This is a genomic window from Comamonas sp. wu1-DMT, from assembly GCF_040187805.1.
Classification (GTDB): domain Bacteria; phylum Pseudomonadota; class Gammaproteobacteria; order Burkholderiales; family Burkholderiaceae_C; genus Comamonas; species Comamonas thiooxydans.
In genome coordinates, this window is the sequence record NZ_JBANEM010000038.1 from 1 (window position 1) to 20,928 (window position 20,928).

Genomic DNA, 20,928 nt, shown 5'->3' on the forward strand with positions numbered 1-20,928 from the left:
GGTCGGAACGGTGACCACGATGCCGCCGGTGGTGCCGGCCGGGACCTGGAAGCTGTAGGTGCCGTCGCCGTTGTTCACCAGGGTGACCGTGGTGCCACCAATGGTGACCACGGGCGTGCCGATGTCGTCGGATTCGATGTCACCACCCAGCTTGAAGGTGATGGTGGTGGCGGCGTCGACGGCCTTGCCCAGCGTGATGTTGAACGTGGCGTCGGAGCCTTCGTTGACGTCGCCGGGGTTGGACACGTCCAGCTTGGGCACGTCAGCGCCCGGATTGGGGTTGCCCGGATCCGTGCTTTCGGTGTCGACGATTACGGCACTACCCGAGTCGGAGATACCGGACGGCAGCGTGCCGCTGGACGTTTCCCCGGTCAAGGTAGCCGTGAGCGTCATCTGCTCACGGCCTTCAAAGACTGCGTCATCGTTGGTCGGAACCGTGACAACGATGCCTCCCGTGGTGCCAGCGGGAAGCGTGAAGCTGTAGGTGCCGTCGGCATTCGCTGTGACCTGGACGGTCTGGCCCCCAATGGTGACCGTCGGCGCTCCGTGATCGGCCGTTTCGATCTGGCCGTCCAGCTTGAGCGTGACCGTGGTGTCCTTGTCAAGGTCGACCGTGTTTTGCAGGCTGATGTTGAACGTGGCCGAGGAACCTTCGTTCACGTCACCGGCGTCGGAGACGGTAATCGTGGGTACGTCGAGGACCGGCGTGACACCGATATTGATGATCGAAGTGGCTTTGCCGCCATTGCCGTCGTCGACGATGACCGTGAACTGGTCAGGACCGTTGTAATTCTCGTTCGGCGTGTATGTATATTCACCCGTGGTCGGGTTGAACACCAGCGTGCCATTCTCCGGCTGCTTGTCGACCGTGTAGGTCAGGTTGTCGCCGTCGACGTCGGTGCCGACGACCTTGCCGCTAACGGGCTGTTCCTCGGGAGTCGTATGCTCATAATTTGGAACCAGCGGTGCGTCATTGACCGGGGTGACGCCGATCTCGATGACGGAAGTGGTCTTGCCGCCGTGGCCGTCATCGACGATGACCGTGAACTGATCGGGGCCGTTATAGTTTTCGTTCGGCGTGTAGGTGTACTCGCCGGTGGTCGGATTGAATTCCAGCTTGCCGTGCTCGGGCTGCTTGTCGACCGTGTAGGTCAGCGTGTCCCCATCGGGATCGGTGCCAGTGACCTTGCCGCTGACGGGCTGGTCTTCCGGCGTGGTGTGCTGATAATTGGGCACCACAGGCAGATCGTTGGTGCCAGTGATGGTGACGGTGATGGTCTGAGTCGCTGTGCCGCCGTGACCGTCGTCGACGGTCACGGTGATGGTATCGGTGACCTTCTGACCTTCGGCCAGGGCCTGGACCTTGGGATCGTCGTTGTTCAGCACATAGGTCCACTCGCCGTTCTGGTCAACCGAGAAGCTGCCGTACTGGCCCTTACCTTCGTTGCTGACGCTCCAGCTGTGGGTATCGGTGATGTCGACATCGGCCACGTCGAGCTTGCCGGTGACCACCGACACGCCGTCTTCGGCCAAAGCCCCATCGGCCTTGCCGGTGAGGACGGGTTCGTCGTTGGTGCCAACGATGGTGACAGTCAATGTCGCGGAAGAACTGGCGCCGTCTTTATCAACCAGGGTATACGTAAAAGTTTCGACCAGGGTCTCACCCACACCCAATGCCTGCACAGCATTCAAGCTGCTATCAAGCTGATAGCTGTAGCTGCCATCGGAGTTGAGGGTAATCTTGCCGTACAGCCCTTGATCTGCGCCGACCAGAACAACTCGATGCTCTGTGAGGACCCCTTCGCCCAATTTGTCGTTGGCGAGCACATTGCCTTGCAAGGCGGATACCGCATCTTCGAAGATCACACCCGAATCAGCACTTGCCTGGGGAATGCTTGTGACAGGCTGAGGCGGCGTAACTTGATCCGTGTTGTCCGCCAAAGCGCCCACCCCACTAAAAAGTGGAAGGACAGTAGTCGCTGGTACAGGACGTCCATACTCCAGCGCCAGCGGCGACACCGCCTCAATGATGCTGGAAAGGCGCACAAAAGTGCTGCCACCCTCGCTGCCGCCCGACAATGTGGCCGCCGTGGGATCCAGCTCATCGAACGGATCCTGGCCGGCATTGATGGCCGCAATGATCTGGTCAATCTGCGCATTCGCGGGGCTCGCCACAGCCGCCTCTTCCACGGTGGGCGGCTGAATCAGGTCCGCAGTGAGATGCACATCCTGGTTCTCGCCCACCATCAGCGGTGGCTGACCATCCGCCTGCAACTGCACGGTGCTGCCGGAAGCCGTCACTATCTCGGCGTCAGCGGGAATACGCATGCCTTCACGGAGCACCGTCAGATTGCCATCAGAACCACGCATCCAAGCCTGGCCAGTGAGTTTGGTAACGAGAACGGTTTGAGCTGCCATGAGGGTCTGCCTATCCAGTCAGATTAAAAAGTGAAGGTGCACAAAGACACCTCTCCAATATTTCAGCTGAATGGTAGAAGCCAAGGCCCCACAGCACTATTGGCGCCAAAGCCAATCGGGATCTGTTTTATTCGATCTCTGCTGCTGTAAATCAAAAAAAGCCTGAAGCCTGCATATTGCAGGCTTCAGGCTTTTCAGCAACAGGCACTCCAGAGGAAAGAGGTGACTAGGTATTCATCAGTAACCCAAAAATCAGGCTCAAGCCAGCTGCTTGCGCCCGATACCGTGAACCTTCAATGTCAGCATCAATCGATCCTGTACCTGCAGTTTCTCAAAAACAGCAGACAGATGGGCCCGCACAGTACGCTCGCTGATGGACATGCGTTCGGCAATCTCCGCATTGCTGTCACCCAGCGATGCATAGCGGGCAACCTCCTGCTCGCGTGCAGACAATGGTTCGGCCCAGTCCGACTCATGCTCAGGCAGACGGGCGTCCACATCGCGCAACAAGCGCTGCAACAGAGAACGTCCAAGCCAGATGTTGCCGCCAGCCATGCTTTGCAGCATCCGTGCCAGCACCTCCGGGCTCGATTGCGCATGGGCGTAGCCCGATGCTCCGCGGGACAGCAGGTTTCGCCCCTCCTCATCGCTGGGGCGGTTGCTGAGAACCAGAACCTGAAGATCCTTCAGCAGCTCAATCCAGCGGGCCGCTGTCGACTCGGGCAAGGATGGCAGGGCTGCATCCAGCACCACCACGGTACGACCTTGCTGCTTCCAACGTTGCAAATCGGCCAGACTCTGGCCGCGCGCAGGCATCCACTGAGGGCCTGCGATCTGCTGCCATTCCTGCCACAGCGTGGCATCCTGAGTCAGCATCAATACAGGCAAGGCATTCATAGAGTTCCTTTGTAATTGTTGGCGATCCATGAACTAACGTTCGATCAAGGCATTGGACTTGGCACGCAGAATCGGCTTGAGCAGATACTGCATCAAGGTGCGCTTGCCCGTGAGGATATGCACCTCGGCCTGCATACCAGGAATGATGGGGCGCGAGTCATCGCCCACGTGAGCCTTCTCCGTGCGCACCTTCACGACATAAAAGGAGTTCCCCTTTTCGTCGGTAACGGTGTTGGCACCGATCTGCTCCAGTTTCCCCTGCAGACCTCCATAGATGGCAAAGTCATAGGCAGTGAACTTCACTTCAGCCTGCTGACCAAAATGCAGGAAGCCGATGTCGCGCGGATTGATCTGCACTTCCATCAACAAGGTGTCATCCAGCGGCACGATGTCCAGGATGTCCTTGCCCGGCTGCACAACACCGCCGACGGTATTCGCCATCAAGGTGTTGACCGTGCCGCGCACGGGTGCGCGCACTTCGGCCAGCTTGACGCGATCCTCCAGCGCCACCTTGCCTTGCTCCAAGGTGCCCAGTTTGGCCTGGGTTTCCGAGAGCTCGGAGCGAGACTGATTGCGCATATTCAGCTCCGACTCCTGAATCTTGCGCTCCGCTTCCTGAATCGCAGCCTGAATGCGCCCGATCTGCGCACCGGCCGCCTTGGCCTCGCCACAGAAGCGAGCCACATCGCGTTGCAGGCGCAGCAAATCCACTTCGGACACTGCTCCACTCTTGAGCAAGGGGCGAGTCACCGAAAGCTCTTCGGACGTCAAGCTGCAACTGGAGGAGGCCTGGTCACGGTTGGCCTGGGTTTCGCGCAGCTCCTGCTGACGTTGGCGCAACTGGTCACGCGCAATATTGACGTTGGTGTTGAGCTCCTGGGAGCGGCTCTCCCACATGCGCCGCTCCATCTCCACCAACTGAGGCGCCAGAGCCTGCACATCTTCCGGAGCCTTGAAAGGCTCGCCCGATGCCAGGGCCTGAAGACGCGCGGCCTTGGCCTTCAATGCCAGAAGTTCGGCCTTGTTCTCGCCCAGGGACGAACTGTAGCGCGTTGGATCGATGCGCAAGATGACCTGCCCCTGCTCTACATGCTCGCCGGGGTGCACCAGAATTTCCTTGACGATACCGCCATCCAGGCTCTGCACCACCTGAACCTGACGCGAAGGAACCACCTTGCCCTGGCCTCGCACCACTTCATCAATGCGACCCAGGCAAGCCCATAGCAACAGAACCACCACGGTGACCAAAGATACCCATATCAACAGACGCGAACCACGCGCCTGCTGCTGCCCTGCAGCCCACTGCGCATCGGCCTTGAGGTCATCCGGCTGATGCGTTCCGACAACCTCGCTGCCGTCAAGCAGCCATCGCTCCAGTCGCGTCCAGCGCGCCTTGAGCGCATCCTTGAAGCGCGACGGCTTTTTTTTGGGGTTTGGACTCGCTCATGCTCGCCCTCCTACTCCACCAATCCGTCCCTGCTTCAGGGCTTCGATCACCTGATCCTTGGCTCCATCGGCAACAATTCTGCCGCCATCAATCACGATCAGCCGGTCAACCAAGGTCAACAAGGCCGTGCGATGAGTGACCAGCAAAATGGTCTTGCCCTGGGAGGCCTCTTCCAGACGACGTTTGAGCTGTGCCTCGCTCTGGTTGTCCAGATTGCTGCTGGGCTCGTCCAGCAACAATATGGCCGGGTCGTTGATCAGGGCACGAGCGACAGCAATGGATTGGCGCTGGCCGCCAGAAAGTGACTCGCCCCGCTCGCCAACCAACATGTCGTAGCCCTTGGGATTGCGCGCCGCGAAATCATCCACACCCGCGATGCGTGCCGCATGCAGCATGTCTGTCTCATCCGCGAATGGCGCACCCACCAGCAAGTTGTGCTTCAAGCTGCCATAGAACAGCATCGGGTCCTGCGGCACATGCCCGATGGCCCGACGCAGATCCACCGGATCTATCTGGCGGGCATCCATACCATCGATCAGAACCGAGCCTTCACTGGGCTGATACAGCCCCAGGACCAGCTTTTCAAGCGTGGTCTTGCCCGAGCCGATACGCCCAATGATGCCAACCCGTTCGCCAGGTCGGAGCGAAAAGCTCACTCCCGAAAGACTGGCCTGCTCGCTTCCCGGATAGCTGAAGCTGACATTGCGAAACTCGATGGCGCCACGCAGATCCGGACGTGAGACGAATTCGCGCTCAGCTTCGTGCTCGACCGGCATCTTCATATAATTGTCAATGGAATTGAGCGAGGTGCGCGCATTGTGAAACTGCATCATCAGCCCCGCCACCTGACCAAAGGGTGCCAGACAACGCCCTGCAATCATGGAGGCTGCAATGATGCCACCCATGGAAAGCGACGCATCCTGCACCTGATACACGCCGATGACGACCACGGCTATGGTGACCAGTTGCTGCAAGGTCTGAACAAAGTTCACCGTACCGGACGAGATGAACTTGATCTTGCCCCCCATGTAGGCAATGTACTGAGTGGAGCTCTCCCACAAACGCTGCACTCCGCTTTGGGCATTGAGCGTCTTGACCGCCTCCAGATTGGTCAGCGACTCCACGAGCAGCGCGTTGCGCTGAGACGAAGCCTGAAAAGTCTTGAGCGTCAGACTCTCCATGCGTGCCTGGGCCCAGAAGGAAACCAGCAAGATCGCGGCAATCGCCACCACAGGCGGAATCAGCATCCAGGGCGAAACCCATGCAATCGCCACCAGAAACAGAAGCACAAAAGGCAGATCCACCAAGGTTGTGAGACTTGCAGACGCAATGAAATCACGAACCGACTCAAACGAGCGCAGATTGGCCGCAAACGAACCGACGGATGCGGGTCGGCTCTCCATGCGCAAGTCCAGAACGCGCTCCATGATCTGCGCGGACAACTGCACATCCACACGCTTGCTCGCGGCATCCACAACATAGGCACGCGTCGTCGTCAGCACAAAGTTGAAGATCAGCACCAAAGAAATGCCGATAGCCAACACCCACAATGTTTCCACCGCGTTGTTGGGCACCACCCGGTCATACACGTTCATGCTGAACAAAGGCATTGCCAGCGCGAAGACGTTGATGAGTACAGCTGCCAGCAAGGCATCGCGGTACAGGCGCCGATTCTCCAGGATCACTGCCCAGAACCAGTGACTGCTGCGGGGCTCCATGCCTTGCTGCACGGAGCGCGGCTCGAAGCGGAACTGCGGACGCACAAAGCACATCAGCCCCGCGTAGTCCTGCAGCAAAGCCTGGGCCTCTACCTCGACCGGACTCTCCGACTCCGGATACTGCAACAGGAAGCGACCGCTCTCCAGCGCTCTGAGCAACAGACAGGCACGGTCTCCATTGAGAATCAAAATTGCCGGCAGCAAGCCCTGAGGAACGGCGTCAAGACTGCGCTGCACGATACGCGTGCTGAACTGTGCACGAGCCGCAGCCCGAGCCAGCAATGAAGGCGTCAGGCGCTGATCCACCAACGGCAGACCATTGCTCAGTGCCTGCGCGGTGTAGGGCTTGCCATGCAGGTTGGTGAGCTGCACCAGGCAATCCAGCAAGGGATCCGCATGGGTCTCATGGGCCGGCATGCGCCAATCCCCGGCCGGTGCATGCGCCGAGCTTCGCGCCCCCAGAAAGGCCGGACCGGCCTGCTCCGCCGCAGCCGCGGCTTCCGGCAAAGAACCTTGCCCGGCCTTCTGAGTCGCATCCGTACCGTTGCTCGATGCCAATGAAGGCTCAAAGTCTGGTCTGGTCATCTTCAACAATCAACCTATAAAAGCTCTTCGTCGTCATCAATCAAGTCCAGCGAATTACGCATACGCTGGCGCGCCTGCTTGCGCTGGTTCAGCTTCTCCAGCGCCTGCGGCGGAAGATCCGTCAAGCGCAAAGCCCCATTGGCAAGCAAGGCGTCAATCAAGTCCTCGAGAACGCGGATGAAATCCGCATCCAGTGCCGACAACTCCTGCCGGGAGGACTGCTCCGACGGTGGTGAATCGCTTTTATCCATCTTGTTCATCAACTCCCACTAAAAGCTGCACCAGACTCCAACTGCTATCACTGGCGGCCCGTCGCACCAGATGCCGGCGCTTGGGCTGGAGCCCCCAGATCAACCGCTGCGCTGGCAGGCACAGGCGTCAGATTGCTGGTGTCCGGCACTGAGGACTTGCAGCTACGCAGCAGATCATCCGGCAAGTTCAGTGCCTGCTGCTCATCCGGACGGCTGTCGTCATGCGGCTGCGCGAGCCCCAGCACAGGCAGAATTTGGCTGGACAAAGTCAGCCACTGGTACTCGGCCTTCTTGAGGTCATATTGAGCGTTGACCAGGGCACGCTGGGCATCGAACAACTCGTTTTCCGTATTGAGCAGATCCAGCAGCGAACGCTGACCGATCTTGAATTGCTGCTGATACGCCACGCGGACCTTGGCCGTAGAGAGAACATGCTCACGCAGGAACGGCGTTTGCTGACGCAGGCGGGCCATGTTGTTCCAGGTAATCGACAGCTCCTGCTGGAGGTTGCGGCAGGTGTAATCGCGCACATCCTGTGCGGCATAGCCCTGGGCAATCGTCTGACGCAGGCGTGCCTCGTCCGCACCACCGCGATACAGGTTGTAAGTCAGCATCAGCTGCACTCGCGAACTCTGCACATCCCAGTAGGCCGGCGAGTTCTGATCACGATCACGCCCCGTGGATGCCAGCAGCTCGAGCTTGGGCATATGCGCCCCCTTGGCAGCCTTCTGACCGGCCTCTGCCGCTTGCACCAGAGCCTGCTTCGACAATAGCAGCGGACTCGCGCGCAGCGACGCGCCGAAATCCTTGGCCGCCCCGGAAGCAGGCAGCTTGGCACTCACATCGGGCACCGGGTCCAGCGTGGCCGCAGGATACTCACCCACCACGCGGCGGTAGCGCTGCAGCACATCGTTGAGGTTGTTGCTCTCGGTCATCAGATTGGTCTGCGCCAGCGACAGACGACCACTTGCCTGCTCCAGGTCAACACCGCGGCCCACGCCGGACTGCTGGCGCTCACGCAACTGCCCCAGCGTCACCTGGTGCGTGCCGAAATTTTCACGGGCCAGCTTCTCCATTTCGCGATAACGCTGCACATCCAGATAGGCGGCGACAACATCATTGGCCAAATTTTCAGTGGTGGCGCGCAGATCGTAGAACTTGGCCAGCTTCTCAAAGCCCAACTGACGGATATTGCTGCTAGTGGTGAAGCCATCAAAGATCAGCTGACGCAGTTGCAGGTTCCAGCCCGGACGGTTCCAGTTCTGCGATGGAGCATCCTGAATATGGCTGCGCCACTCGCGACCGACCCAACCTTGCGCGGTGACTTGCGGACGCCAACCTCCCCGAGCCACGTTCTGACCCTCAGCGGACGAACTGAAATCCTGAAAGCGCGCCTGCACTTCGGGATGAGTCATCAGTGCCTGCTCGACAACCTTTTGCAGTGCAACACCCTGCTCGTTGGCTTGTTGCGCATTCATGGTCGTCTGAGCCATACCCCCCATGGCCCACGAGGCCACACCCAGAGTGGCTACCACTTGTGCAATCTGACTGAATTTCATTGTTATCCCTCTTGTTTGACTCCGACCGGGCAATGCGATGCCTAGCCCGCCAACAAATTGGCGAGAGCAATCGGTGCGACTTCTGCAAATCGTTCCCGCGGAAGCTGGTTGTTAATGCGGATCGGCTCGCTGCTGCCCGAAAAGGCATTGCATACGGCCTCAGAACTCGCAAAATGGAATTCTGTAACTCTCGTGCTCACAGCCTTTGGCGTCATGCCAACACCGCACAGGAGACTGACGGTCAGGTCAAGCTTGTTGCCTGATCGACAAAACTCACTATTTTTGCTTGACGACCCACCACTTAGCAGTGGTGAAAGGATGACATCGCCAATCCCTTGACCAAACAAATCGCGCGGACAGGCTGTGGAGCGTCTATCGGCTAGACACAGCGCATTTGGAGATTTTCCTTTCCACGATAGCAAGGCGGAGCCTCCGGTTTCCGGCCGGTGTTCTTGACGCATAACCCTGCATGCGAAGCCGTGCGTTGATGGCAGATCTCCTGGCAACACCATCAAACAAATGGATTCAGTTGCAAATCTAGCACAAGGCATGCAAGGATTTGTTTCAAAAAACCACTCAACCAGCCGAACTCCGAATTTTTTGCCGGGAATTGGCAATTCTTTTCATTCCTTCTTTATATCAAAGAAATTAAGAATCAATACCGCTTCCAGCACAGCAACCATCATAGCGGTGCACGCGTTACAAAGTGAAATCAGCCTACATCCAAAGTCAAAGTCGTAATCGAACAATTGACAATGAATTGATCTGAAATAGAAAAAGGGCTCCTGACTGAATAGTCAGAAGCCCTTGTCTAATTGGTCGGAATGGCGGGATTCGAACTCGCGACCCCTTGCACCCCATGCAAGTGCGCTACCAGGCTGCGCTACATTCCGAAGACTTGAATTATACACAGAAATTCGACATCAAAGAGAAAGCAGCGCCCTGATCTGCAAAAGCTCCTCTTTGACCTCCTCCATGCCCATGGCACCGGCAGGCTCCGAGCGGCCCTGCTCCAGCATTGCAGCCAACAGATGGCTTTGCGCCAGCTCTTCCGCCTGCAGGGGCTGGGCCGGATGCACAAGCACCGGCTGCTGCTCGACTGCCTTGCCGTGACCCGTCACCAGTTCGCGCAGACGATTTCGTGCGCCGCTGATGGTGAAGCCCTGCTCGTAAAGCAGCTCGCGAATGCGACGCACCATCAACACCTCATGATGCTGGTAGTAGCGGCGGTTGCCACGACGCTTCATGGGCTTGAGCTGCACAAACTCCTGCTCCCAGTAACGCAGCACATGAGGCTTGACGTCGCAAAGATCCGCGACCTCACCGATGGTGAAATAGCGCTTGGCGGGAATTGCTGGCAAAGAAGAAGCCATGGCTGGTTGCAAGCGGTCAGTGAAGGGATGGGTGAAAGATATGCAATCACGACTTGCACAAATTCGGGTCAGGCACGGTGTTTTGTCATTAGAAATGCCCGCCATGCATTCCTGTTTGCGCAAGTCCTAGCAATATAGCGCGAAGAGCTGACAGGACCTTGCACCGCTCGCGACGCAAAACTGTCAGCTCCTCAGTCACCGATGCTTAGCCTGTCCGCGCATCAGTGGATTTACCAATCGCTTATGACCCCGAGCCTTCGCCCTGAATCAGCTCCTTGAGCTTGCTGCTGGCATGGAAGGTCACCACGCGGCGCGCAGCGATGGGAATCAGCTCACCGGTGCGCGGGTTGCGACCGGGCCGTGGCGCCTTGGTGCGGATCTGGAAGTTGCCAAAGCCCGAAAGCTTGACATCTTCGCCCTCCACCAGCTTTTGCGAGATCAGGTCGAAAAACGCATCCACCATGTCCTTGGCTTCGCGCTTGTTCAAACCGATTTCGTCAAACAGCAGATCGGCCAGCTGCGCCTTGGTCAACGCGGGGCTGTCGATGCTCTCTACGGCAAGCTCCATGGGTCGATCTCCTTGTGGATTGAACATATCAGCGCAGGCGAGCCGCAACGCGTTCAACCAGAGCCGCAATTGTGCCCTGCATGGCGGCATCGATTTCCGCATCGGTCAGCGACGCTGTGTCGCTGCCCAGCGTCAGACGCACGGCCAGGCTCTTCTCGTCCTGAGCCAGGCTGCCCGGCGCCGCTTCCTCGCCAGCCTTGAGCTTCTTGGGACGGAATACATCGAACAGCACGGCCGAGCGCAGAATGCCGCCCTGCACGCCTTGCTGCACGGCTTCCATCACCTGGGCGTGAGTCACGGCTTCCTTGACGACCACGGCAATGTCGCGCTCCACGGCCTGGTGCTTGGCCACGGACTTGAACACGGGGACCTCACGGGCCAGCACGGCATCGAGTTCCAGCTCGAACATCACGGGAGCCTGGGCCAGATCCCATTCCTGGCGCCATTGGGGGTGCAGCTCGCCGACAAAACCGATCGCCTTGCCGTCCAGCAGCACGCGCGCGCAGCGGCCGGGGTGCATGGCGGGGTGCTCGGCAGGCTCGAACACGGGCTTGGCCGGGGCCAGCAGTGCTTCCACATCGCCCTTGACGTCGTAGAAGTCGACCTTGGCTTCTGCCCTGCCCCACTGCAGCTGGTCGGCAGCGCCGTAGGCGAGACCCGCCACGCGCATGGGCTGGTAAAAGCCCTTGACGGTGGTGTCGGAATCGACCACGGAGTCGTCCTTGAAGAACACGCGACCCAGCTCAAACACGCGCACGCGCTGAGCCTTGCGGTCCACGTTGAACTTGAGCACCTGCAGCAGCGAGCCCAGCAGCGACGAGCGCATCACGCTCAGATGGCTGGCAATGGGGTTGAGCAGCTTGATGGCGCTGCTGTTGCCAGCCAGCTCCTGCTCCCACTTTTCTTCGACAAAGCTGAAGTTGATGGTTTCCTGGTAGCCCAGGCCCGCCAGCTCGTGGCGCACGGCATAGGGACTGCGCTGGTTCTCGGCGCGCAGCTTGGGCGAGATCGGGGCCAGTGGCTTGGTGGTCGGCAGGTTTTCGTAGCCGATCATGCGGGCCACTTCTTCGATCAAGTCTTCTTCCAGATTGATGTCGAAGCGGAAGGTGGGAGCGGTGACGCTGATCACGCCTTCGCTGGCCACCGCGGCAGGCAGACCCAGGCCGTTCAGGGCATCCAGGCATTGCTGCTGCGTCACGGCCATGCCAATGACCTTGGCCGCACGCGCCACGCGCAGTTGCACGGCCTTGGAGGCAGGCATATTGGGCTGGTGGTCGTCCATGGCACCGACCTGCGTCTCTGGCGTGCCGCAGATTTCCAGCACCAGCGCGGTGATGCGCTCGATATGCTCGGTGGTGAACTCGGGGTCCACGCCGCGCTCGAAGCGGTGACCGGCGTCGGTCGAGAAATTGAAGTGGCGCGAACGACCGGCCACGGCCTTGGGGAACCAGAACGCGGCTTCGATGTAGATGTTCCTGGTGTCGTCAGACACGGCCGTGGCGTCGCCGCCCATGATGCCGGCCAGCGACTCGACCTGCTTGTCATCGGCAATCACGCCGACCTTGAGGAAATCGTCGATCTTGATGGTGTTGCCATTGAGCAGCTTGAGCGTTTCGCCCTCCTTGCCCCAGCGCACATTCAGGCCGCCGCTGATCTTGTCCAGATCGAAGATATGACTGGGACGGCCCAGCTCGAACATCACATAGTTGGAGATATCCACCAGCGGGCTGACCGAGCGCTGGCCGCAACGCGCCAGACGATCCACCATCCATTGAGGCGTCTTCACCTGGGTGTTGACATTGCGCACGATGCGGCCCGAGAAACGGCCGCACAGATCGGTGGCTTCAATCTTGACGGGCAGCTTGTCCTGCAAGGCCACGGCCGCAGCAGGGAAGGACAGGGCTTTGAGCGGCGTGCCGGTCAGCGCCGACAGCTCGCGCGCCACGCCGTAGACGCTGAGGCAGTGCGCCAGATTGGGCGTGAGCTTGAGCGTGAACAGCGTGTCGTCCAGATTCAGGTACTCGCGCACGTTCTGGCCCAGGGGCGCATCGGCGGGAAACTCCAGCAGGCCGCTGGCGTCTTCGTCGATGCCCAGCTCCTTGGCCGAGCACAGCATGCCAAAGCTCTGCACGCCGCGCAGCTTGCCGATCTTGATCTTGAAGGGCTTGCCATCGGCACCGGGAGGCAGCTCGGCGCCCACGGTGGCGCAGGGAATGCGGATGCCCACGCGCGCATTGGGCGCGCCGCAGACGATATTCAGCAGCTCGGGGCCGCCCACGTCGACCTGGCAGATGCGCAAGCGGTCGGCGTCGGGGTGCTGCACGGCTTCCTTGATTTCACCGACCACGATGCCGGTGAAGGGAGGCGCCACAGGATCCAGCTCTTCCACTTCCAGACCGGCCATGGTCAGGGTATCGGCCAGCTGCTGGGTGGTCAGGTTGGGGTTGCAGTATTCGCGCAACCAGGATTCAGGAAATTGCATAGTCAGACTCTTTGGCGTTCATGCCAGTCGCACCGCAAGCGGTCTGCCACTGGCTGGGCATGCGTATCTCAAAAAGATGAGCTATTAGCGCTCGGCATATAAGGATTTCAGCATCAAAACTATCTGAAATCGTTTCATAGTAGGCGCTATAAGCTCACTTTTTTATTACTGAAACTGCGACAGAAAACGGATGTCGCCGTCGAAGAACAGGCGCAGGTCGTTCACGCCATAACGCAGCATGGTCAGGCGGTCGGGGCCCATGCCAAAGGCAAAGCCGATGTATTTTTCGGGATCCAGTCCCATGTTGCGCACCACATTGGGGTGCACCTGGCCGGAGCCCGCCACTTCCAGCCAACGGCCGGCCAGCGGGCCGCTCTGGAACTGGATGTCGATTTCGGCCGAAGGCTCGGTGAACGGGAAGAAGCTGGGGCGAAAGCGCAGCACCAGATCATCCTGCTCGAAGAAGGTCTTGCAGAAGTCGGTGAACACGACCTTCAGGTCCTTGAAGCTCACGTTCTCGCCGATCCACAGGCCTTCGCACTGGTGGAACATGGGCGAGTGGGTGGCATCCGAGTCCACACGGTAGGTGCGGCCGGGGGCAATCACGCGGATCTCGGGCATGGTCTGGCCGGCATCGAGCGCGTTGCGGTAATTCTTCACATGCTGCACGGCATGGCGCACCTGCATGGGGCTGGTGTGCGTGCGCAGCAGATTGGGCGCGTGCTGGGTGCCGCCTTCGACATAGAAGGTGTCGTGCATGGAGCGCGCGGGATGGTCTTCAGGCGTGTTCAGCGCCGTGAAGTTGAACCAGTCGGATTCGATCTCGGGGCCCTGGGCCACATCAAAACCCATGGAGCCGAAGATGCCCTCGATACGCTCCATGGTGATGGAGACGGGGTGCAGCCCTCCCGCGCCACGACGGCGACCGGGCAGAGTCACATCCAGCACCTCGGCCTTCAGATGGGCCTGCAGCTCGGCGTCTGCCAAAGCCTTGCGACGGGCGGTCAAGGCCGCTTCGATCGCCTGCTTGGCCACGTTGATGGCGGCACCGCGCGACTTTTTCTCTTCGACGGAAAGCTGCGCCATGCCCTTCATGAGCTCGGTCATCTTGCCCGACTTGCCCAGAAACTGCGCCTTGGCATTTTCCAGATCAGCGGGGGTGTGGGCTTGCGCAAACAGTTGCTGTGCGCTTTCGACCAGAGAATCCAACTCGTTCATATCGACTCTTTATCGACTTGTAAAAATAAACAAGGGCTAGTGCCTTTTCAAGCCCTAGCCCTTGCTGTTTGTGCATCAGCAGCTACTGAACAAGACACGACTTCTGCAATCAAGTTCAAGCAAGATGCTCGCCCATCGGCAAATGCCTTTGAGGATTCTTGTCTGCAAAAGTCCTACAAGAGTAACTACCGATCGTGACCTCAGGCAGCCAGCTTGGCCTTGACTTGGTCGACGATAGCTGCAAAAGCAGCCTTGTCGTGCACGGCGATATCGGCCAGCATCTTGCGGTCGATTTCGATGGCAGCCTTCTTCAGGCCGTTGGCGAATTGGCTGTAAGTCAGACCCAGTTCACGTGCAGCAGCGTTGATACGAGCGATCCACAGCTGACGGAACACGCGCTTCTTGGTACGACGGTCACGGTAGGCATATTGACCAGCCTTCATGACCGCTTGCTTGGCAACGCGGAAGACGTTACCACGGCGACCGCGGAAACCCTTGGCCAGATTCAGAACTTTTTTGTGACGGGCGCGAGCCGTTACACCACGTTTGACGCGAGGCATGTGTTTTCTCCTAGTTCGTCAGTGAATTACAGGCCTGCGGAAGGCAACATCTTTGCGATGGAGCCCATATCGCCGGAATGCACGTTGACAATGCCACGCAGGTGACGCTTGTTCTTCGTGGTCTTCTTGGTCAAGATGTGACGCTTGAAGGCTTGACCGCGCTTGACGGTACCACCGGGACGAACGCGAAAACGCTTCTTCGCGCTGCTCTTGGTCTTCATTTTGGGCATGTGAATGCTCCTATTGAATTTGTGCTCGCAAGGCGGTGTGCAACCCGCACACACTTCGCTGGCCTCCGAGGCACTTGTTTGTCAGTCCGGCCAGGCCGGGCTGACGTCTTGCAGGCAAGCCTGCAAATTCTTTGTCTGCCGCATAAAACAAAAGTGGGCCAAGCCCACTTTTGCCGATAAGGCAAAACCGCAATTATGCCTTATCTGCAGCCTCAGGTGCAGCTGCGGCGCCATCAGCCTGTGGTTTTGCACCACCGGCGGGCTTTTTGCCGCCTGCACGAGCCGGTGCCACCATCATGATCATCTGACGGCCTTCCAGCTTGGGGAACTGCTCCACCTGGATGGAATCGGCCAGATCGTCACGCAGACGGTTGAGCAGATTCAGACCCAGCTGCTGGTGCGTGATTTCACGACCGCGGAAACGCAGCGTGATCTTGCACTTGTCGCCATCCGCCAGAAAACGGCGGATATTGCGCAGCTTGATGTTGTAGTCACCATCATCCGTACCAGGGCGGAACTTCACTTCCTTGATTTCGATGACGGTCTGCTTGGCCTTGGCTTCAGCAGCCTTCTTCTGTTCCTGGTACTTGAACTTGCCGTAATCCATCAGACGGCAGACCGGAGGAGATGCGTTGGCCGCAATTTCCACCAAGTCGACATCCAGCTCGCCGGCCATGCGCAGCGCTTCTTGCAGCGGCACGATGCCCAGAGGCTCGTTGTCGGGACCAGACAGACGCACTTCAGGCGCCATGATTTCTCGGTTCAGTCGATGCTTGCGCTCTTCACGGTGGCGCCGATCGCGAAATTCAGTAGCTATGGTTTTCACCCTTGGATTGAAATGGCTACAACAGCGTAGCCGGCTAGCGTGCCTTGCACGCTGACCGGCCCGCCACAAAAATTAATCTGCTTCAGGCCTTGGCCGCGATGTCCTTGGCGAGCAATTCAATGAATGCATCAACCGACATCACTCCGAGGTCTTTGTTACCCCGGGCGCGCACTGCAACCGCACCAGCAGCCTTCTCCTTGTCGCCCGCGACAAGGATGTAGGGCAGCTTCTGCATGGAATGCTCGCGTATTTTATACGTAATCTTTTCATTGCGCAGATCTGTCACCACTCTAAGGCTTTGATTCGGCAATGCTTTTTGCAGCTTCTGCGCAACTTCCTGCGCATAGTCGGCCTGAGCGTCCGTGATATTGAGCACGGCAGCCTGCACGGGAGCCAGCCAGGCAGGCAGCGCGCCCGAGTGATGCTCGACCAAAATGCCGATGAAACGCTCGAGCGAACCCAGGATCGCGCGGTGCAGCATGATGGGACGATGGCGCTCGCCATCCTCGCCCACGAATTCCGCATCAAGACGCTCGGGCATGTTCGGGTCCACCTGGATGGTGCCGCACTGCCATTCACGGCCCAGTGCATCCTTCAGGGTGTACTCGATCTTCGGGCCGTAGAACGCGCCCTCGCCCGGCAGATACTCGAACTCGCAGCCCGATGCGCGCAGACCTTCAGCCAGCGCGTTCTCGGCCTTGTCCCAGGCTTCATCGGTGCCGATGCGCTTTTCGGGGCGAGTGGACAGGCGGTACAGGATGTTGGTGAAGCCGAAGTCGGCATACACCTTTTGCAGCAGCGAGGTGAAAGCCGTCACCTCGGCCTGGATCTGGTCTTCGGTACAGAAGATGTGACCATCGTCCTGTGTGAAGGCACGCACGCGCATGATGCCGTGCAGCGAGCCCGTGGGCTCGTTGCGATGGCAGTTGCCGAACTCGCCAAAGCGCAGCGGCAGATCGCGATAGCTCTTGATGCCTTGCTTGAAGATGATGATGTGGCCCGGGCAGTTCATGGGCTTGAGGGCATATTCACGCTTTTCCGAATCGGTGGTGAACATGTTTTCGCGGTACTTGTCCCAGTGGCCGGTCTTCTCCCACAGGCCCTTGTCCAGAATCTGCGGAGCCTTGACTTCCTGGTAGCCGTTGTCCTGATAGACGCGGCGCATGTACTGCTCGACCTGCTGCCAGACCGACCAGCCCTTGGGATGCCAGAACACGGTGCCGGGCGAGTGTTCGTCGATGTGGAACAGATCGAGTTCGCGCCCAAGCTTGCGGTGGTCGCGCTTTTCGGCTTCTTCCAACCTGAACAGATAGTCCTTGAGCTCGTCTTTGGTCGCCCAAGCGGTACCGTAGATGCGCTGCAGCATCTCGTTGCGGTGGTCGCCGCGCCAGTAGGCACCGGCCACTTTCATCAGCTTGAAGTGCTTGAGCTTGCCGGTGCTGGGCACGTGAGGGCCGCGGCACAGATCCTCGAAAGCGCCTTCACGGTACAGGCTCACATCCTCGTTGCTGGGGATGGAGGCAATGATCTCGGCCTTGTAGGCTTCGCCGATGCCCTTGAAGTACTGCACGGCCTCGTCGCGCGGCAGCACGCGGCGCACCACCTGCTCGTCCTTGTTGGCCAGCTCGGTCATCTTCTTTTCGATGGCAGCCAGATCTTCGGGAGTGAAGGGGCGCTTGTACGAGAAGTCGTAGTAGAAACCGTTTTCGATCACAGGGCCGATGGTGACCTGGGCATCGGGAAACAGCTCCTTGACGGCATAGGCCAGCAAGTGAGCGGTGGAGTGGCGGATCACCTCCAGACCATCGGCATCCTTGGCGGTGATGATGGACAGCGGCGAATCCTGCTCGATCACAAAGCTGGTGTCCACGACCTTGCCGTTGATCTTGCCGGCAAGTGCCGCCTTGGCCAGGCCCGAGCCAATCGAAGCAGCGACCTCAGCGACCGAAACCGGGCCCGGATATTCGCGCTTGGAGCCATCGGGGAGCGTGATGTTGATCATGAAATTCCTTGTCAAACCAAATTTGTGTGGGGGAGGGCCAGCGCCAGAGCTTTGGAGTTGCCTGAAAGCAAAAAGCGCGGAACCAGTCCGCGCTTTGATGAGGGTGTCGAGAAATCTCGGGCAGGCGCGAACCGCCAGCTGCCATCAGCAGCTGAAGTACATCTCCGATGTAGTTCGCGGTGTCATAACCGTTGATGCCTTTCTCGCCCTTGTGAATTGAAGTCGCGCCATTTTAACCCGGCAAACAAAAAAGCGCCCGAGACTTTCGCCCCGGGCGCATAACCCCACTTTTTCTACCTAGACAGAATCACGATTCAGCGCGACTCAATGGAACTGCTCTTCCTCGGTGGAACCGGTCAGCGCCTTGACGCTGGAAGAGCCGCCCTGGATCACGGTGGTCACGTCGTCGAAGTAACCCGCGCCCACTTCCTGCTGGTGCGAGACAAAGGTGTAGCCCTTGTCACGTGCCGCGAATTCGGGCTCCTGGATCATTTCCACGTAGTGCTTCATGCCCTCGCCGCGAGCGTACTCGTGGGCGAACTTGAAGGTGTTGTACCTTCCAGCAATACCGCAAGTGGCAGATTTTTAACAGTTTTTTCCTGTTTCCTCGCGTGCTGTTCGTGCCCACCCACGCATACCCCACTCCGCCAAAGTGAGCCGCTTGCCAGTTGCTCAACTTTTTCTCCATCACACTAAGGAACCGGCTCACTGCAGCCCCCACGCCCCACCCAACCCGATGAGGTGGGTTGGTGACCGTGGGTAGGTCGCTCTGGCACTGCCTAAATTTTAGACAGCGTTTAGGGGATAGCCCTCCAACTTGTGTCAACCACTTTGGCGGCAGCATCCACAGCAGACAAAAGCGTCTCATCGGCCAAATGGCTGTAGCGTGCCGTGGTCTTGAGTTGAGAGTGCCCCAGCAACTTGCTCACGACATAGATGGATTGCCCAGAGTTCACCAGATTGCTTGCGAAGGTGTGGCGCAGGTCATGCATCCGGAGGTCAGCCAGACCTGCTTCCTTGCGAGCCTTATCCCAAGAATGGAACAGATTGCCGAATGGCTTCTTTGTATCCGGATTGGGAACCACATATGAGCACCCTTTCCAGCGCGGCAACCCTTGCAGCACCTCCAAGGCTTTGTCAGAGATAGGAATGTTTCTGGCTTTTCCACTCTTGGACAGAGGGATGCGCCAGCTACGTCGCTCCAGATCGAAGTGCTCCCACTTGGCATCAAGCAACTCACGTTTGCGACATCCAAACAGCAACAACAAGGCGACGATGCTCTTGAGTTGGGTGTTGTCACTGCGAGATAGGGTTTCGTGCAAACGCTGAGTCTCAGCAGCACTGAGAAATCGCTCCTTTGCATTGTTCGTGGTGAACAGCACGACTCCATTAGCAGGATTGAACTGACTTCCCGGAAGATCCTTCTTCTTCGCCAGGTTGAACATAATCTTGAGCAGAATGGGCAGCATGTTTGCATGTGCCAATGCGTAGCCCTTCCCTCGCAGATCCTGGTGAGCCTCCACCACCATATCAGTCGTGATTGCATCCAAGTGCTTGGCTCCGAAACGTGGCAAGACATGACACTTGATGAAACTCAGCGTCGATTGAAAATTCCTCCGATGCAACTGGATGTGGGGGACGTAGATGTCACGAATGAATTCAGCCAAGGTCGGAACTGCTCGCAAAGCTTTGCGCTCTTCCAGCGGATTGCCACCCAGCTCGACTTCCGAGCGCAAACGGCTAGCCTTCTGGCGAGCTTTGTCGTAACTGATCGCAGCAGCATCGCCAATCTTGTGCTGACGAAGCTTGCCATGGGTATCCCGATAGCGCAGGTGGAAAGTTCTGCCTCCAGAAGAACGAACCTCCAGAATGAACCCTCGGATCGCACTATCGTAATAGTCCACCTTTGCTTTCTCGGGCGGACAAGCCGCATCACGCACGAACTGCGCACTGAGTTGAACAACGGGCATATGCCCTCCTTTCATGGTTGGGTTGGAATAGAGAAACAGGCCTATTGCGATAGGCACCTGGGTAAAGGGCGCACGAATGCCCATCCACATGACCGTGGACATTCACAAAACATTGGGGAAATAAAGAAGCGGGGCTCCCCGCCTGGGACAGCCACCGCCGGGGGGCGACGGTGTTCGAAATCATCGACTTAGTAGAGATGGCTTTGACCAAACGCCAAGCCCCCCTAGCCACCGATCTAAAGAAGGCAACAACCTCGCCATGAGGTTGCGCCCCAAAAAACGCCTTAGAAGTTCGGACTGAGTGACTTCCAGCCGGGAGGAGGTGTCAATTTTTTCTCAACTGGCTCTTCCAATCGTTCCGGTAGATAGCGCACAAAGGCATCCTCGAATTCACGCACTTCATATCCCTTGGGCGTTTGGCCTGATTTGATGCGCACGGTCTTTGGCTTAATCCCATATGCCCCCATAAACCTCGCCAACTGACGTGCAGTCAAAGGTTGGCCTCGGTTGTAATTGGACCAATCCATATCCTGATCGTCATTAAGCTTTGCCAGCAGATCAACCGAGGGGATGTATTTCTCCTCATAGTTATCCAAGACCTCACGAATATCTTCCAATAGTTGATTAGAAGAGGATTTTGGTGGCGATGTCTCAGCGCAATTCTGCAACGCGGCTTCAACCGCTTTGGCATACCAGACCTCTCCGAAGCAGTTCGCAATCGCAAGGGCGCTGTTGCATAAATCAGCCCCAGGCCAGACTTCCCCAACCCCAGGCGTGGCTACGCCACAGCCGCCGTCTGCGGACAGCCCAACTCTGTGAACCGA

Annotated in this window: 17 protein-coding genes, 1 tRNA gene and 1 pseudogene; all 19 read right to left on the bottom strand. The window is 58.5% G+C overall.

Annotated features, from left to right (window positions below; translation table 11 throughout):
- A partial coding sequence (locus tag V8Z78_RS26620; RefSeq protein WP_349732481.1) for a retention module-containing protein occupies nucleotides 1–2,418 on the bottom strand: 2,418 nt, incomplete at its 3' end.
- A 258-nt stretch (nucleotides 2,419–2,676) separates the two neighbouring features.
- Nucleotides 2,677–3,315, bottom strand: coding sequence for a response regulator transcription factor (locus V8Z78_RS26625; protein WP_003069989.1), 639 nt, complete (start codon nucleotides 3,313–3,315; stop codon nucleotides 2,677–2,679).
- 33 nt (nucleotides 3,316–3,348) lie between these two features.
- Nucleotides 3,349–4,680, bottom strand: a complete 1,332-nt coding sequence (locus V8Z78_RS26630) for an HlyD family type I secretion periplasmic adaptor subunit (protein WP_502878882.1) — start codon at nucleotides 4,678–4,680, stop codon at nucleotides 3,349–3,351.
- Nucleotides 4,681–4,758: 78 nt separating this feature from the next.
- On the bottom strand, nucleotides 4,759–6,897 hold the full coding sequence (locus tag V8Z78_RS26635) for a type I secretion system permease/ATPase (protein ID WP_057094751.1): 2,139 nt from the start codon (nucleotides 6,895–6,897) through the stop codon (nucleotides 4,759–4,761).
- 182 nt (nucleotides 6,898–7,079) lie between these two features.
- Nucleotides 7,080–7,325 carry a hypothetical protein gene (locus V8Z78_RS26640; protein ID WP_003069983.1) on the bottom strand — a complete coding sequence of 82 codons (246 nt, stop codon included), beginning with the start codon at nucleotides 7,323–7,325 and terminating at the stop codon, nucleotides 7,080–7,082.
- Nucleotides 7,326–7,363: 38 nt separating this feature from the next.
- Nucleotides 7,364–8,875: a TolC family outer membrane protein gene (locus tag V8Z78_RS26645; RefSeq protein WP_046461483.1), complete on the bottom strand. Its 1,512-nt coding sequence runs from the start codon at nucleotides 8,873–8,875 to the stop codon at nucleotides 7,364–7,366.
- A 41-nt stretch (nucleotides 8,876–8,916) separates the two neighbouring features.
- Complete coding sequence (locus V8Z78_RS26650) at nucleotides 8,917–9,492, bottom strand: hypothetical protein (protein WP_131361385.1); 576 nt, start codon at nucleotides 9,490–9,492, stop codon at nucleotides 8,917–8,919.
- A 199-nt stretch (nucleotides 9,493–9,691) separates the two neighbouring features.
- Nucleotides 9,692–9,768: transfer RNA gene (locus tag V8Z78_RS26655), tRNA-Pro, on the bottom strand.
- Between the two features lie 30 nt (nucleotides 9,769–9,798).
- On the bottom strand, nucleotides 9,799–10,248 hold the full coding sequence (locus V8Z78_RS26660; protein ID WP_349732482.1) for a MerR family transcriptional regulator: 450 nt from the start codon (nucleotides 10,246–10,248) through the stop codon (nucleotides 9,799–9,801).
- 241 nt (nucleotides 10,249–10,489) lie between these two features.
- Complete coding sequence (locus tag V8Z78_RS26665; protein WP_012838976.1) at nucleotides 10,490–10,816, bottom strand: integration host factor subunit alpha; 327 nt, start codon at nucleotides 10,814–10,816, stop codon at nucleotides 10,490–10,492.
- A gap of 28 nt (nucleotides 10,817–10,844) precedes the next feature.
- Complete coding sequence (gene pheT, locus V8Z78_RS26670) at nucleotides 10,845–13,298, bottom strand: phenylalanine--tRNA ligase subunit beta (protein ID WP_349732483.1); 2,454 nt, start codon at nucleotides 13,296–13,298, stop codon at nucleotides 10,845–10,847.
- 165 nt (nucleotides 13,299–13,463) lie between these two features.
- Nucleotides 13,464–14,516: a phenylalanine--tRNA ligase subunit alpha gene (gene pheS, locus V8Z78_RS26675; protein WP_003075151.1), complete on the bottom strand. Its 1,053-nt coding sequence runs from the start codon at nucleotides 14,514–14,516 to the stop codon at nucleotides 13,464–13,466.
- Between the two features lie 200 nt (nucleotides 14,517–14,716).
- Entirely contained in the window at nucleotides 14,717–15,076 is a 360-nt protein-coding gene (gene rplT / locus V8Z78_RS26680; RefSeq protein ID WP_003053572.1) for a 50S ribosomal protein L20, read from the bottom strand.
- A 26-nt stretch (nucleotides 15,077–15,102) separates the two neighbouring features.
- The gene (rpmI, locus tag V8Z78_RS26685) at nucleotides 15,103–15,306 is read right to left on the bottom strand and encodes a 50S ribosomal protein L35 (RefSeq protein ID WP_003053571.1); all 204 of its coding nucleotides are present in this window, start codon (nucleotides 15,304–15,306) and stop codon (nucleotides 15,103–15,105) included.
- Nucleotides 15,307–15,499: 193 nt separating this feature from the next.
- On the bottom strand, nucleotides 15,500–16,132 hold the full coding sequence (infC, locus tag V8Z78_RS26690) for a translation initiation factor IF-3 (protein ID WP_012838978.1): 633 nt from the start codon (nucleotides 16,130–16,132) through the stop codon (nucleotides 15,500–15,502).
- An 82-nt stretch (nucleotides 16,133–16,214) separates the two neighbouring features.
- A complete protein-coding gene (gene thrS, locus V8Z78_RS26695) occupies nucleotides 16,215–18,134 on the bottom strand; it encodes a threonine--tRNA ligase (RefSeq protein WP_179626482.1) in 1,920 nt (639 codons plus the stop codon).
- Between the two features lie 324 nt (nucleotides 18,135–18,458).
- Nucleotides 18,459–18,689, bottom strand: a pseudogene (locus V8Z78_RS26700) (isocitrate lyase); the annotation flags it as partial.
- Between the two features lie 242 nt (nucleotides 18,690–18,931).
- Nucleotides 18,932–20,206: a tyrosine-type recombinase/integrase gene (locus V8Z78_RS26705; protein WP_349732484.1), complete on the bottom strand. Its 1,275-nt coding sequence runs from the start codon at nucleotides 20,204–20,206 to the stop codon at nucleotides 18,932–18,934.
- A 182-nt stretch (nucleotides 20,207–20,388) separates the two neighbouring features.
- A partial coding sequence (locus V8Z78_RS26710; protein ID WP_349732485.1) for a DUF3631 domain-containing protein occupies nucleotides 20,389–20,928 on the bottom strand: 540 nt, incomplete at its 5' end.